Source organism: Veillonella parvula (genome assembly GCF_024461875.1).
GTDB lineage: Bacteria > Bacillota > Negativicutes > Veillonellales > Veillonellaceae > Veillonella > Veillonella parvula_I.
Genome location: NZ_JANGAL010000002.1, coordinates 190,167 through 203,836, shown reverse-complemented (window position 1 = coordinate 203,836; position 13,670 = coordinate 190,167). Strand labels below are relative to the sequence as shown.

Annotated in this window: 16 protein-coding genes and 1 riboswitch; of the genes, 12 read left to right on the top strand and 4 right to left on the bottom strand. The window is 40.3% G+C overall.

Annotated elements, in window-relative coordinates; all coding sequences use genetic code 11:
• The first annotated feature begins 7 nt into the window (after positions 1–7).
• The 11 genes from NE668_RS05155 to NE668_RS05105 all read left to right on the top strand — a co-directional run bounded on the left by NE668_RS05155 (position 8) and on the right by NE668_RS05105 (position 8,763).
• Positions 8–418 (top strand): hypothetical protein, encoded by a 411-nt coding sequence (locus NE668_RS05155; RefSeq protein ID WP_227037614.1) that lies wholly within the window; start codon positions 8–10, stop codon positions 416–418.
• 8 nt (positions 419–426) lie between these two features.
• The gene (locus NE668_RS05150; RefSeq protein WP_227037615.1) at positions 427–750 is read left to right on the top strand and encodes a hypothetical protein; all 324 of its coding nucleotides are present in this window, start codon (positions 427–429) and stop codon (positions 748–750) included.
• A gap of 2 nt (positions 751–752) precedes the next feature.
• Complete coding sequence (locus tag NE668_RS05145; protein WP_077707997.1) at positions 753–1,055, top strand: hypothetical protein; 303 nt, start codon at positions 753–755, stop codon at positions 1,053–1,055.
• A 15-nt stretch (positions 1,056–1,070) separates the two neighbouring features.
• Positions 1,071–1,901, top strand: a complete 831-nt coding sequence (locus NE668_RS05140) for a class I SAM-dependent methyltransferase (protein ID WP_227037617.1) — start codon at positions 1,071–1,073, stop codon at positions 1,899–1,901.
• Between the two features lie 36 nt (positions 1,902–1,937).
• Positions 1,938–2,381, top strand: a complete 444-nt coding sequence (locus NE668_RS05135; RefSeq protein WP_227037618.1) for a GNAT family N-acetyltransferase — start codon at positions 1,938–1,940, stop codon at positions 2,379–2,381.
• A gap of 171 nt (positions 2,382–2,552) precedes the next feature.
• The gene (locus NE668_RS05130; protein WP_227037620.1) at positions 2,553–3,293 is read left to right on the top strand and encodes a suppressor of fused domain protein; all 741 of its coding nucleotides are present in this window, start codon (positions 2,553–2,555) and stop codon (positions 3,291–3,293) included.
• A gap of 101 nt (positions 3,294–3,394) precedes the next feature.
• The gene (locus tag NE668_RS05125; RefSeq protein WP_227037622.1) at positions 3,395–3,883 is read left to right on the top strand and encodes a GNAT family N-acetyltransferase; all 489 of its coding nucleotides are present in this window, start codon (positions 3,395–3,397) and stop codon (positions 3,881–3,883) included.
• A gap of 198 nt (positions 3,884–4,081) precedes the next feature.
• Positions 4,082–4,270: riboswitch (cobalamin riboswitch) on the top strand.
• Between the two features lie 202 nt (positions 4,271–4,472).
• The gene (locus NE668_RS05120) at positions 4,473–5,645 is read left to right on the top strand and encodes an ABC transporter substrate-binding protein (RefSeq protein ID WP_227037625.1); all 1,173 of its coding nucleotides are present in this window, start codon (positions 4,473–4,475) and stop codon (positions 5,643–5,645) included.
• A gap of 103 nt (positions 5,646–5,748) precedes the next feature.
• The gene (locus NE668_RS05115; RefSeq protein WP_227037627.1) at positions 5,749–6,921 is read left to right on the top strand and encodes an ABC transporter substrate-binding protein; all 1,173 of its coding nucleotides are present in this window, start codon (positions 5,749–5,751) and stop codon (positions 6,919–6,921) included.
• Positions 6,922–6,937: 16 nt separating this feature from the next.
• Positions 6,938–7,987 carry a FecCD family ABC transporter permease gene (locus NE668_RS05110; RefSeq protein WP_227037629.1) on the top strand — a complete coding sequence of 350 codons (1,050 nt, stop codon included), beginning with the start codon at positions 6,938–6,940 and terminating at the stop codon, positions 7,985–7,987.
• Positions 7,984–8,763: an ABC transporter ATP-binding protein gene (locus NE668_RS05105; protein ID WP_227037632.1), complete on the top strand. Its 780-nt coding sequence runs from the start codon at positions 7,984–7,986 to the stop codon at positions 8,761–8,763. The genes NE668_RS05110 and NE668_RS05105 overlap by 4 nt, the downstream gene beginning before the upstream one ends.
• 187 nt (positions 8,764–8,950) lie before the next feature.
• On the opposite strand, the gene NE668_RS05100 is transcribed toward NE668_RS05105, so the two are convergent.
• The 4 genes from NE668_RS05100 to NE668_RS05085 all read right to left on the bottom strand — a co-directional run bounded on the left by NE668_RS05100 (position 8,951) and on the right by NE668_RS05085 (position 12,829).
• Positions 8,951–10,051, bottom strand: coding sequence for a metal ABC transporter permease (locus tag NE668_RS05100; protein ID WP_227037634.1), 1,101 nt, complete (start codon positions 10,049–10,051; stop codon positions 8,951–8,953).
• Positions 10,048–11,013 carry a metal ABC transporter permease gene (locus NE668_RS05095; protein WP_227037636.1) on the bottom strand — a complete coding sequence of 322 codons (966 nt, stop codon included), beginning with the start codon at positions 11,011–11,013 and terminating at the stop codon, positions 10,048–10,050. The genes NE668_RS05100 and NE668_RS05095 overlap by 4 nt, the downstream gene beginning before the upstream one ends.
• Positions 11,010–11,741 (bottom strand): metal ABC transporter ATP-binding protein, encoded by a 732-nt coding sequence (locus NE668_RS05090; RefSeq protein WP_227037637.1) that lies wholly within the window; start codon positions 11,739–11,741, stop codon positions 11,010–11,012. Before NE668_RS05090 ends, NE668_RS05095 begins: the two co-directional genes overlap by 4 nt.
• Before the next feature lie 146 nt (positions 11,742–11,887).
• The gene (locus NE668_RS05085) at positions 11,888–12,829 is read right to left on the bottom strand and encodes a metal ABC transporter solute-binding protein, Zn/Mn family (RefSeq protein ID WP_227037639.1); all 942 of its coding nucleotides are present in this window, start codon (positions 12,827–12,829) and stop codon (positions 11,888–11,890) included.
• A gap of 463 nt (positions 12,830–13,292) precedes the next feature.
• Here NE668_RS05085 and NE668_RS05080 point away from each other — a divergent pair, with 463 nt between their 5' ends.
• Entirely contained in the window at positions 13,293–13,670 is a 378-nt protein-coding gene (locus tag NE668_RS05080; protein WP_120055772.1) for an energy transducer TonB, read from the top strand.

Here is a 13,670-nt window from a genome sequence, read left to right as displayed (position 1 = left end):
AGGTCCTATGAAAACGACAAAATCTTTTGGCAATCATTCCAAATATTCTCTTCACGATGCAAGGGTACAGAAAATAGAATACGTAGACGATGATTTAATCTTTACATTTGATTATATTTTTTCCTACGAAAACGGTATTGAGCAAACTCATAAGGCTCAAGTTGTGTTTGAGACGTGCGATATAGATTTTTTTGAAATTTTCGTATTTAATACTACAATATTAGATGCTTTCACAGGTAAAAGAATTGAGTTACCTCAGTATCAACAGGATTATAGTGATAGTGAATTTGAGGTCATTACGGAGACCTATAATTGGGGACACGCTGTATTCCAGGGATGGTTATGGACCGAAGGAAATCCCGTACATTGTATAATGAACATATACTTTAAAGGTGATATGGTATATGTAGTTGAATGAGGCCTGAAATGAGCGATTTAGATTTTACGATTTGCTGTACAGTTACTTTCTTCAGCAAGAAGAGGAGAACTCCACCGAATTTAAATAATGGAATGTACTATCCTCATTTTGTTATAAAAGGTACTGAGGAATATCTTGGTATCAATTTTATTGATGGTGAAGATGTCATCTTTGATAAACCAATTCAAGCTAACGCTTTACCAGTATATGAAACTGTAGATTATTCTGCTATACAAGCAGGTACTGAATTCTTTATCATGGAAGGCGGAAATATTGTTGGTGAAGGGATTGTAAAAGAAATCTTTCAACATAAATCGTATGGGAGTAAATAACTATGGGTTATAAAAATGTATGTGTAAATTGTCGGATCTCCTTGTCGGAGGGCACAAATTATGAACTATTTAACAGGAATAAAACCTGCCCTACATGCAAAGGCAAGATGTACTTTGTGAACGAGAAGTTCAAAGCCCCTAAAAAATCTAATGACAAAGAGTGGAAGATTATAGAGTATTTATTATTAAGTGGATATGATTTCCGTAATCCTTATTGTGGACATGAGCAATGTATTTATTTTGAGTTCCCTAAGAATCTGCAAGAGGCAGAAGAGTTTATCCGAGAAATGAGGAATTTAGACTAAGTCAGGAGGTTTCGTATGGCACCGCAGGTTACAGATTTTTCGTTCTGGAATGAAATGTGGAAACAAAGTTATTATGATCGTGAGAAAGGGATTCGGGCGAATCCATTATTAGAGTATTGGGACAAGCGGGCTAATGATTTTTCTCTTATGCGTAAAAGCAATGACTACGACTTTGGACGGAAAGTGTATGCGGCTTTAAGTAGTGTCTTAACACCTGATTCTAGCATGTTAGACATAGGTGCTGGTCCAGGTTCTTTCACAATTCCTTTTGCTCAACATATTAAATCTGTTACTGCTATTGAGCCATCAAAGGGCATGGTGGCAGTCCTTAAAGAAAATGCCAAAGAAGTAAACGTTGAGAACATTAACATCATTGAAGAATTGGTGCAGGACTTACCCCAAGATGGCTCTCCAGATTTTCGATTTGATCTGGTAACCATATCTCTTGTGCTTTGGATGTTCCCTGATGTGTGGCCTCGGCTTTTACAAATGGAACAATATTCTAAAGGCTATTGTGCAATCGTGGCTGGCATTCCTGATTGGAAGAATCCTCGGGAAGCTAGTAAATCTGATGTACAAGAGTTTCAAATTCTGTATAATATGTTGCTTTCACAAGGGCGCTCACCTAATGTAAGCATCATTGATTATAGATGTGAACGTACTGTAGATGACGAAATCGAGTGCCGAAAAATCATATACGAACAGTACTATGGAGATTTAACGCCAGCAGCAGAGAAACAAATCAAGAAAGAAATCATAGCCAAATCTAAGGACAATAAATGCTTGATTTCCTCTCGGTCTGCTATAATCTGGTGGAATCCTAAGGAAGTTGTGTCACACACCTAAGATATAGTTGATAAATAGATTAGAAAAGGCAGTAGCATGATTAATATCGTTAAGGGCGATAGGGCGATTACCTATACCGAAGAAAAAAACTTTACCCCTCAGCAGGTAGCAGAGTTATTTCTTTCTGTTCGCTGGGTGGTAGGCAAGTATCCAGACCGACTGTACAAGGCTTTGATGAATTCATCTCGTGTGATTTCTGCTTGGGATGGCGATCGTTTAATAGGTCTTATTCGTGTCATGGACGATAGTGAACTTGTGTGTTTCATCAATTATGTGCTAGTTCATCCTGATTATCGGGGCCGAGGTATTGCAGGGCACTTGCTTGAAATGGTGAAAGACGCTTACAAATCGTATTTGTACATCAATGTTATGATTGGTGATAGCAAGAATGCAGCATTTTACGAGAAGCATGGATTTAAGGTAAAGGAAAATTCCTTACCAATGCAATATCGTAATGTACCTAAATATACGAAAAAGTAAATAGAGACAAAGGCTACACATGATTAAGGTGCCGATTTAATGATATAGTTTATGAATTAAATGGGGACATTAGTAATCAATGTGTAGCCTTTGTTATTTATATATTATATACTTAAATGAGTAAATTAATACATTGTGTGTCTATTGTATAGAGTGAGAGGTATTATAAGTATGTTTTCCTGGTTAAAAAATCTTTTTTCTTCTAATAAAGAATCTCTTGATTCTCATACGAGCGTAGATGCTGCAAAGTCTGTCGAGCAAAATTCTGATTTATTGGATGATGAACTGGATCCTTGTACTATTGGGTGGGATGCAATTACTGCAGAATGTGAACGTGTATATCCTGGTCAAACAGATCCCATGCATTTTGGAACATTGATTAGCTGGCGGCTTGGTGGTGATAGCCCTCTTGATGGAATCAGTGTGTATGATGATAAAGATAATTGGCACTTTGTAACATATGGTTTGTCGGAGTTGTATGAAAAGGATAGCGAAGATCCTACAATCAGCGGTTACGGTATGGAGTTTACTTATCGCTTAGATAAAGCCAGTGCCAACGATGATGAAATCAGAAGTGTTTGTGGTTTATTACAACAAATTGCAAAATTTACTTTTACCGCTGGAGAAATTTTTAAACCTTATGAATATATTTACAGTGGCCAAACAGAGGGGATAGATTCTAATAATAGATCTAATATCGTTGGCTTTATTACGATTCCTGATACTAAATTGCAGCCTCTTGACACTCCTAATGGGAAATTAGAATTTGTAGAGTTCATCGGTGTGACTAACGAAGAATTACTTGCTGTAAAAGACAAAAAGATGACAGTACAAGAATTATATAAGCTGTTGGGTACTGATGTGACGTCTTATAATAGAAGTCCAGTTCTTGAGTATAATGGTGCTGAATAGTAACTAGTAGTAATATTATTGAAATAAATTGATAAAGCGGTATCGGAATGTTCCGAAATATACGAGTAAATAGTAGAGAGATAAAGAAAGATAATAAGGACATGAAGATATTAATACGAAAAGCGACAACCGCTGATTTAGATTTAGTGACACATATAGAAGAAACTTGTTTCCCTCCGGCAGAGGCTGCGCCTCGTGAGGCTTTTAAGGAACGATTAGACCATTATGCGAGTCAGTTTTTAATTGCCTTTGACGGCGATACACCTATTGGTTTTATCGATGGTTTCGTAACGGATGATGAAATCTTAACAGATGAGATGTTTAGCGATGCTTCTTTGCATAACCCTAATGGTGCATGGCAAATGATTTTTGGTCTAAATACGATACCTGAATACCGCAATCGTGGTGTTGGTGGTCAGTTGATAGAGGCTTTCATAGAACTGGCTAGAGAGGAAAACCGAAAGGGCGTAATTCTAACCTGTAAGGAAGAAAAGATTCACTATTATGCCAAGTTTGGTTTTGTAAATGAAGGGGCGTCTACATCGGATCATGGCGGTGCCAAATGGTACCAAATGCGCCTTGAATTGTAGAGGAAAAGTTATTAATCGATAAAAAGAAATTATAGAATTTGAAGGACATTTCTACAGATTGTCCTAATGAGAAGCTAAAACTCCGCTTAGTGGTTGAGTTTTAGCTTTTTTTTGCTGAAACGTGTAGATTTTACAAGAATAGCCGTACCCCTATATGTTTATTGACACTGTATACCCCTCATGCTACGATGAGAAAAATCACATATGATTGGGTTAGGTGTCTATTGACTTAATAGAGAATTTGGTACAAGCCAAAGCGGTCACGCCACTGTAACAGCGAGGTACTTTGCATAGAGGGTGAAATGCTCTCGGTCACTGAAGTTTTTGGGAAGGCGCAAAGTAACGTTAAACTGGAGCCAGGAGAACTGCCTAATTAACAATTGCCAATTGACCTGCGAGAGACAGGGATGGGGATTGATATAGATGAATTTATACTAGCTATGCATAGTTGAAAGCTCATACTATATGCTAGCTTATTAGGCGTGGTAGTTAGTCTAACTGAGATGACAGCCCGTTTCCTCCTCGTGGGGAAACGGGCTTTTTATGTGCACTTATAGTGATAGTTTTAGTTGAGAGAAGAGAGGTACTTATGTTCAAACAAAAGAAGTTTATGGCGTATTTAGCCACGGTTTTCCTCCTAATTGTTAGTATGCTCATCGCTGCATGTGGAGGTCCTAGTGAGACGAAGAAAGATGCGTCTCAGATGAATAAGCCAATCGAAATCACAGACGTAACAGGTCGTACGGTAACACTGAAAAAGCCAGCAGAGAGAGTTGTCTTACAATGGAGTGGTGCCGGTGGTCCATTCTTTACGATTTCTGCACTTATGGGTAAGGATACGCCGAAGGTTATTGCCGGTATGGATACATCCTTACAGGATTACAGAGCGGATATGTGGAAGCACTTTACTGCTGAAATGCCTGAGTTAGCTAAGATTCCAGTAGTTGGTACTATCGGTGATAAAACATTTAATGCTGAGCAAGTTGTGGCATTAAATCCAGATGTTATTTTTATTCCTGTAGATTTGAAAGATCAGTACGAGTCTGATGCAAAACCAAAAATGGATGCTGCTGGTATCCAGACTATTTACATAGACTACCATGCAGAAAAATTGGAAAGTCATCAGAAATCCATTGAAGCCATCGGTAAGGCTTTGGGTAAAGAAGAACGAGCTGCAGAAATTAGCAAGTTCTATACGGATCGCGTGACAAGAGTTCTTGACCGTGTTAGTAAAATTAACAAGCCAAAACCAACTGTTTATATTGAAGTTGGTATCAATGGCCCGGAAGAATTTGGTAATTCTTTTAGTAGTAATTACTCTTGGGGGGCATTAGCTACTATGGCTGGTGGTGATGTAATCACCAAGGATGTTATTAAGAAAACATCTCCTATTAATCCAGAGTTTATACTTGAAAAGAATCCGGATATCATCATGATTATGGGTTCTTACTGGCCTAAGAAACCAACCTCTATGCGTTTAGGTTTTGAAGCAACCGAAGCATCGTCTCAAGCGTTGTTGAAAGCTTTCACCACAGAACGTCAAGGTTGGAGCGAATTAAAAGCTGTTGAAAATAAACAAGTTTACTCTGCGCACCACGGTCTTCCACGTGAAGTCTTTGATGCAGCCGTCTTTGAATATTTAGCAAAAACCTTCTATCCTGAAGAGTTTAAAGATGTAGATCCAGAAGCTACACTGAAAGAGTTCTATGACAAATTCTTGCCATACTCTTATAGTGGTATCTGGTTTATGCATATGAATTAAGAGTGTGTGTAGAAGGAGTTGATGGAGTAAAACTATATAAATGCTGTCGTACATTGTGTTTATTAGAATGTATTGAGTTTTGAATTTTGAATCGAGGTATTCTATGGTTAAGAAAAAGAAGTTTATGGCCTATCTTGCCACGGTGCTGCTGCTAGTTGTGAGCATGATTATGACAGCTTGTGGTGGTCCAGCAGATACGAAAAAGGATGCGGCACAATCTGGCAAACAAATTGAGATTACAGATGTAACTGGTCAAAAGGTGACATTGAAAAAACCGGCTGAACGCGTAGTAGTACAATTGAGTGCTTCCGGTGGTGCTTTCTTGACTATGGCTGCGTTGCAAGGCAAAGATGTAGCTAAGACCATTGTTGGTATGGACCCATATTTGAGCAAATTGCGTACAGATATGTGGGATCACTACAAAGCGGATGTTCCAGAATTGGAAAAAATTCCTCTCATCGGTAATGTAAATGACAAAACATTTGATGTTGAAAAGGTTATCTCTTTGAACCCAGATGTTATCTTCATGCCATTGTTCTTTAAAGAGCAATACGAAGCTGATTACAAACCTAAAATCGATGCAGCTGGTATTCCTACTATCTATATCGACTACCATGCTGAAAAGCTTGAGAATCACCAAAAATCTATCGAAGCTATCGGTAAAGCATTGGGGAAAGAAGAACGTGCTGCAGAAATCAGTAAGTTCTACACTGATCGCTTAAATAGAGTTATGGATCGCATTAGTAAAATCAATAAACCAAAACCAACTGTTTATATTGAAACAGGCAACGAAGGTCCAGAAGGTTTAGGTTTTGCGTATAGTGCAAACGTAGCATGGGGCGCATTAGCAACTCAAGTTGGTGGCGACCTTATTACAAAAGATGTAGTTCAAAAGGCCGGTCCAGTTAACCCAGAGTTTATTTTGGATAAAAACCCAGATATCATCATGATTATTGGCTCGTACTGGCCTAAGAAACCAACTTCCATGCGTTTAGGTTTCGATACAAACGAAGCCAAATCTCAAGAGTTGTTGAAAGCTTTCACCACAGAACGTCAAGGCTGGCCTGAATTGAAAGCAGTACAAGACAAAAAAGTGTACTCTACTCATCATGGTTTACCTCGTGAAGTATATGATGTGGCGGTATTCGAATATTTAGCTAAAACATTCTATCCTGAAGAGTTTGCAGATGTAGATCCAGAAGGCACACTTAAGGAATTCTATGAAAAATTCCTTCCGTTCTCTTACGGTGGCGTTTGGTTTATGCATATGAATTAAAAAGGGGTTTTGCATAGTGACTGAAGTTAACAATCAGTACGATTATAAGAAGCAAAGTTATAAAAAGCTGTTGTTTATTATCATCGGTCTGATCATTTGTACGGTAAGTTTTGTTACCGATATTATTGTGGGCCCTGCATCACTCACCTTGAGTGATGTGTGGCTCGCCTTGACAGACCCAGCAGAGGTTTCCAAAAACGCTTATGTCATCATTTGGTCGATTCGCTTACCGACGGCCATTATGGCATTGCTCGTGGGTGCTTCTTTGGGCATTGCTGGCGCTGGCATGCAGACTATCCTTGATAACCCGTTATCTAGCCCGTATACACTTGGTATATCCGCAGGGGCTGGCTTCGGTGCATCTCTTATGGTTGTTGTAGGCGCTAGTGCATTAGAGTTTTTAGGTGTCTTTATGGTTCCATTTGGCGCCTTTGTATTTGCTAGTTTGACGAGTTTCTTTATCTATTCCATCAATAAGATTAAGAATTTTTCCTCTGAAACGATGATTCTCGCTGGTATCGGCATGATGTTCTTGTTCCAAGCGCTTCAATCTTTGATGCAATACATGGCATCTCCTGAGGCACTTCAAAACATCGTATTCTGGACGATGGGTAGTTTAGCGAAGGCTAACTGGATAAATATCTCTATCGTTCTCATCGTACTAGCTATCATGCTTCCTCTTATGATGCGTGAGTCTTGGCGTTTGACGGCGCTGAAATTAGGCGATGAAAAGGCTTCTGGTTTAGGTGTTAATGTTGAAAGTTTACGGGTAAAAGTGTTTGTTTTCATTTCTATTATCACTGCCGTTGCCGTTTCCTTCGTGGGAACCATTGGTTTTATTGGTATTGTAGGTCCACATATTGCACGTATGCTCGTTGGTGAGGATCAACGTTATTTCTTACCACTGTCAGCAGTGTGTGGCATGGCGATTTTGTCACTAGCATCTATCGTTAGTAAGATGCTAGTTCCAGGGGCGATGTTCCCAATCGGTATTGTGACGGCAATCATCGGCGTACCGTTCTTCTTCTCGTTGGTATTAACTAGGAAAAGGAGCTATTTCAAATGATTGAAGTTCATAATCTAACCTTTGGCTATTCCTCCACGGAAGACGGACAAATACTAAAGAGCGTTGATTTTACTGCTCAAACTGGTAAACTAACGGCTCTCATTGGTACTAACGGTGCTGGTAAATCTACACTTTTAAAAACAATTATGGGTATCTTGAAAGGCAAGGGCGAGATTTCCGTTAATGGTAAACCTGTATCTCAATATTCTACAAAGGATTTTAGTAGTACAGTGAGCTATTTGTCTCAAGATAATGACTGTAAAGTCAATCTATCTGTTTTTGAAGTCGTTATGCTAGGGCGCATGGGGTCCATGTCCTTCCGCGTAAGTGATGAGGATATTGCAGCCACACAAGAGGTATTGGAACGGTTGAACTTACAGCGCTTTGCATCGCGCAGCATCATGGAGCTCAGCGGTGGTCAACGCCAACTTGTGTTCATGGCGCAAGCCCTTGTAAAAGAACCTAAAATCCTAATTCTTGATGAACCGACAAGTGCTTTAGATTTGCACAAGCAATTTGACTTGTTAACATTGCTAAGAAATCTGACTCAAGAAAATGATTTTACAACGCTCGTAACATTGCATCATCTTGATCTGGCGGCTATGTTCGCAGATGAAATCATCGTGCTTAAAGAGGGTACAGTATACGCTCAAGGGGCGCCGAAAGACATCTTTACAGAAGCCATGATGGAAGATGTATACCGTGTTAAAACGAAAATTTATATGGATGACAATGGGCTACCTCATGTAATTCCATTAGAAGCTATTATTAATTAATAGGATTCTTTGTGATTGCACTGATCTATTATAGTGTTGGAACTATTTATTATAGATAGTCATTGACGTGAATCCAGTTATATTAATAGGCTATAAAATAATTAGTTAAAAATAAAAGAGGCTGAAATCTTTGCAGAGCAGCATTGATTTCAGCTTCTTTTTGTTGGGAAAAGTATTGGTATTGTATTTAAATAATCTCTTTAACCTGTGCTATACCCTTATCAGTAAGCACGTAGTGTCCATTTGTCACATATAATAGACCTTGTTTCTTTAGCTGTGAAGCAGCTTGATGAGTATAATCAGGCCTCCAGTTCAAATGCTCATGAATAGTGCCAATGCCGTTTTCAACGTGCGCGATAGGTGTATCCATATGTGTATAAATATGGCATAGCATCATCGTTTCCCGATAATGGCGGCGTAAGTGACGTTGACGGCGGTATGTGGCGATATAGCCTGTCTTCGGTGTTGCAATAACAGCGATAATTAGTGCGATACCGATGGTGGTTGCAATGGAACCAGCGATGGATACATCCATGGTGAAAGCTACTTCCGTACCGACGACGGCACAGATAATACCGATGATGATACTGCTAGTAAGCATGGCTTTCACAGAGTCCGTCCATAAATAAGCGATGACCGCAGGCCCAATCATGAGGCCGATAACGAGAATGGCGCCTACCGCTTGGAACGAGGCCACAACGGTGAGGGATACCATGGTCATGAGTACATAGTGGATGAGGGCTGGCATAAAGCCGAAGAGTCCCGCTAGTAGGGGATCAAAGGTAGATAATTGCAATTCTTTGTAGAACAGCATGACTAAAATTAAATTGATGAGCGCCACGCCTAGAGAAATCCATAGCGATACAGGCCCCAAGTCGGTGCCGTTCACAATCCATCGATCAAAGGGGGCAAAGGCTATTTCGCCGAGTAATGCGGTATCTACATCGAGATGAGCGTTACCACTGTATAGGCTGACTAGAATGATGGCGATAGAGAATAGAAGAGGGAAGATGATGCCGATAGACGCATCTTCGTTGACAAGCCCCGTATTGTGTATCATTTCCGTAAGCCATACGGTGCCTACACCAACCAAGGTAGCCCCGACGAGTAGAAATGGAGAGTTTAAATCTTCCGTCATAAAGAAAGCAAGCACGATGCCGAGGAATACGGTGTGTGTAATGGCATCGGCCATCATGGACATGCGACGCAATACGAGGAAGACCCCAGGGATGGCACATGCGATGGATACCGCAATGGCAATGAGCAATATCTCTGTATGAACTGTCATGGGGCACCTCCTATGCGAGGTTGTGCGTCCTCTGCTACGTAAATACTTTGCTGTGCCTTGGATTTGGGAGCCCTTGTGGTTTCTAACAATAATGCGTGCTTTGACTGTCTATTTTTGCGGAACTGCCAGAGCATACCTCTGTTAGGAGCAAAGATGAGACTCAGTAATACGAGAATCGATAAAATGACGATGATAGCTGGGCCTGTCGGTAATTTTGGAATCGATGTACTCCAGATAGTACCGCCGATGGCAGATATCATGCCGAAAAATCCTGCTAATATACACATGGTGCCCAGTTTATTCGTCCACTGTCTTGCCCCAACGGCGGGTGCAATGAGGAGAGAGCTAATCAAGATAGCCCCTACCGATTGAATTCCGATAATGATGGTCATGATCAATAATGAACGATATAAAATAAGGGTGAAAGTGACGGGAATTTGTAGTGTTTTGGCGTATTCCACATCGAAGGAGATAAGCTTTAACTCCTTCCAGAATAATGCGGTTAACACGATGATGATGAGCGCTGCTGCAGATGTGATGTACACGTCGCGCGCTAATATGGTGGCTGCCTGTCCAAATATAAATTTTGAAAGTCCCGCTTGACCAGCATTGTTTAAGCTTTGTACATAGGTGAGCAATACCATACCGAGCCCAAAGAAGGCGGAGAGTATAGTGGCTAAAGCACCATCAAATTTGATTTTGCTGTTTTCTACGGTGATGGTAATGAGCCAAGCCGCAGTGATAGAGGATAGGGCAGCACCTGTGATGAGAACTTCGATGTCCTTGATGCCTGTCAGCAAGAAGGCGATGACCACACCGGGTAGTGCCGCATGAGATAGGCCATCACCGATGAGGCTTTCTTTGCGAAGTACCGCAAAGGTACCAGCGATACCGCTAGCGAGGCCTAATAGAGCCGTGCCGAGCAGTACCATCTGCGTCGTATAGGATTGGAATATGGTCATACAATCCTCCCTTTGCCGTAGGTGCGCTCAATAGCTTCGTCTGTAAACGTATCTGCTACAGGGCCATAGGCGACAGTTTGTTTGTTTACCATCGTTACCCAATCGAAATATTGGGGCACCGTATTTAAATCGTGGTGGACGACGATAACCGTTTTGCCGCGAGCTTTCATTTCTTGTAAAAGCGAAATAATAGCATGCTCTGTGGTTTTATCGACGCCCTTAAAGGGTTCGTCCATGAGGTAAATATCTGCCTCTTGGACGAGAGCTCTTGCGAGGAAGACGCGTTGTTGTTGTCCCCCTGAAAGCTGGCGAATTTGTCTGTCCACATAGTCGCTCATGCCCATTTTTTCAATCATGGAGAGGGCGAGTTCCTTATCCTTTTTGCTAGGACGCTTAAACCAACCTAGATGACCATAACGGCCCATGAGTACTACATCTAGTACGGTAGTGGGAAAGTCCCAGTCTACGCTACCACTTTGCGGGACGTAGGCGATTTTCTTGTAATCCTTTTTGTCCATTGCCAAGTGGTGATCAATATAAAATTTTACACTTCCTGAGATAACTGTTAGTAGGCCGAGCATGGCCTTTAATAATGTGGATTTACCGGCGCCATTAGGGCCGACAATGGCCGCTAAGGAACCGATGGGTACCTTCATATCTACGTCCCATAATACGGGTTTTGTCGTATATGCTACGGTCATATCTTCAACTTCAACGGCCCATTCCATGGAAACCTCCTTGTATTAATGAGTGCTACTAGCTGTGAATTGCTAGTAGCACATGTACTTACAATAACAAAGTAAATTTAAGTCAATTTAAGTTAGTATACGTAAATTTAATTTGTCTTATTTAATTAAGAAAATCTAGCAATTGATTATTTAAGTGCTTTGGTAATTGTATCGATATTAGCTTTTACCATACCGATATATGTGCCACCTTCAGTTCCTTCGGAGCCGAGGGAGTCAGAATATAATTCACCACCAATGGAAACGTTCCAGCCTTTAGCTTTAGCTGCTTCTTGAACAGCCTCGATAGTTTTATGCGGAACAGAAGATTCTACGAAGATAGCTTTGATTTTGTGGTCAACAATGAATTGAACTAGATTATTCACATCTTGTGTACCTGCTTCTGTGGCAGTACTTACACCTTGTAAACCTTTTACTTCAAAGCCGTACGCGCGAGCGAAGTATTGGAACGCATCGTGAGCTGTTACGAGTACGCGAGATTCTTTCGGAATAGACTCTGCTTGAGCTTTAACGTACGCATCAGTTTCATCTAATTTAGTAAGATATGCGTCATAGCGTTTTTTGTAATCTTCTTTATGAGCCGGATCGGCTTTAGCAAGACCTTCGTATACTGCTTTTGCTGCCAGTTTCCAGTTAGCAACGTCAAACCAAATATGAGGGTCTTTTGTTTTTACACCATCTTCTTCGTCAAAGTCGAGCAATGTAGCTGGATCAATGGCATCAGATACGCGGATGGTCGCTTTATTTTGCTTTGTTAGATTATCGAAAATGGAGCCCATTTTACCTTCCAAGTGAATGCCGTTGTATACTACAACATCCGCCTTAGACATAGCTGTTACATCGCCTGCACTAGCTTGATATAGGTGAGGGTCTACACCAGGTCCCATGAGACCTTGTACGGTTACATGGTCTCCGCCGATTTCTTTTACTAAATCCGTTAACATCGTCGTTGTAGCTACGACATTAAGTTTTTTCTGACTATCTTGCGCGGTGTCTTTTCCGCAGCCTGCAAGGGCAAATACTATAAGTGCTAATGATACGACGACTAATAAAATTCGATTAAATTTCATAATAAGCCTCCTTTTTATAGATACTAAATTTAAAAACATTAATGACTTTGTTTGAGGGAAATATTTTGTTCTAATAATGAAATAATTTGAAGAAGGAAAATATCTCTCTGAATCTAAACGGAAAAATAGCCGCTACTAACGTAGCGGCTAGTGGCAGTTATACGGTCTTCTGCTAAGGTCAAAATAATCTAGGGAATAAGTGCTTGTAGATGGCTAGGCCCAATGAGGGCAACGATACCAAGTACCATCATGACCTTCATTTGAATACGCTTTCTACGTCTCATGATGAACCTCCTTTGTGTAGTTTTTTGTCATATCAACTAGATATGTGAGTTCGAACAGTTATCTTGAATTCAATATATCATAAATGAGAAATTTTATCAATAAGAATTTATTCTTTTAATATTCATCTTTATTTAGTATGATATTATGCATAGATAAAAGGTTAATAAGGAGGCTTCTTATGAATAAATTATTCCGATACGCTGCTGCAGCAGTACTCGTTGCATCTTTTGGCATGTTAGGTGATTATACAGCTGATGCAGCGAAGTTTTTAGAATCTCCAAGGGAGGTTACTATTGTAAAACCTGAGTTGCCTGAAATCCCTCAAACCGCTACGGTAGCGCCTGATATGCGCGTACGCTTCTTGATTGATAAAAAAGGTAATGTTAAAAATGTTTTCGTAGAGCGCTCTTCTGGATATGCTCCTGTTGATGAAGCAGTAAAAAAAGCAATTTTGCAGTGGAAGTTTACCCCTGCTATTGGCACAGATCAAAAGGCACACGAATCCATTATTGGGATGACAATTACTCTGCCTAAGCAAGCTGTGAAAGCTAAATAA

Excerpts from the sequence above, each read along its gene's own strand:
- NE668_RS05125 (WP_227037622.1), top strand. The coding sequence starts at position 3,395 with ATGAAGATATTAATACGAAAAGCGACAACCGCTGATTTAGATTTAGTG.
- NE668_RS05100 (WP_227037634.1), bottom strand. The coding sequence starts at position 10,051 with ATGACAGTTCATACAGAGATATTGCTCATTGCCATTGCGGTATCCATC.
- NE668_RS05105 (WP_227037632.1), top strand. The coding sequence starts at position 7,984 with ATGATTGAAGTTCATAATCTAACCTTTGGCTATTCCTCCACGGAAGAC.
- NE668_RS05135 (WP_227037618.1), top strand. The coding sequence starts at position 1,938 with ATGATTAATATCGTTAAGGGCGATAGGGCGATTACCTATACCGAAGAA.
- NE668_RS05090 (WP_227037637.1), bottom strand. The coding sequence starts at position 11,741 with ATGGAATGGGCCGTTGAAGTTGAAGATATGACCGTAGCATATACGACA.
- NE668_RS05130 (WP_227037620.1), top strand. The coding sequence starts at position 2,553 with ATGTTTTCCTGGTTAAAAAATCTTTTTTCTTCTAATAAAGAATCTCTT.
- NE668_RS05085 (WP_227037639.1), bottom strand. The coding sequence starts at position 12,829 with ATGAAATTTAATCGAATTTTATTAGTCGTCGTATCATTAGCACTTATA.
- NE668_RS05155 (WP_227037614.1), top strand. The coding sequence starts at position 8 with ATGAAAACGACAAAATCTTTTGGCAATCATTCCAAATATTCTCTTCAC.
- NE668_RS05145 (WP_077707997.1), top strand. The coding sequence starts at position 753 with ATGGGTTATAAAAATGTATGTGTAAATTGTCGGATCTCCTTGTCGGAG.
- NE668_RS05080 (WP_120055772.1), top strand. The coding sequence starts at position 13,293 with ATGAATAAATTATTCCGATACGCTGCTGCAGCAGTACTCGTTGCATCT.
- NE668_RS05115 (WP_227037627.1), top strand. The coding sequence starts at position 5,749 with ATGGTTAAGAAAAAGAAGTTTATGGCCTATCTTGCCACGGTGCTGCTG.
- NE668_RS05120 (WP_227037625.1), top strand. The coding sequence starts at position 4,473 with ATGTTCAAACAAAAGAAGTTTATGGCGTATTTAGCCACGGTTTTCCTC.
- NE668_RS05150 (WP_227037615.1), top strand. The coding sequence starts at position 427 with ATGAGCGATTTAGATTTTACGATTTGCTGTACAGTTACTTTCTTCAGC.
- NE668_RS05095 (WP_227037636.1), bottom strand. The coding sequence starts at position 11,013 with ATGACCATATTCCAATCCTATACGACGCAGATGGTACTGCTCGGCACG.
- NE668_RS05140 (WP_227037617.1), top strand. The coding sequence starts at position 1,071 with ATGGCACCGCAGGTTACAGATTTTTCGTTCTGGAATGAAATGTGGAAA.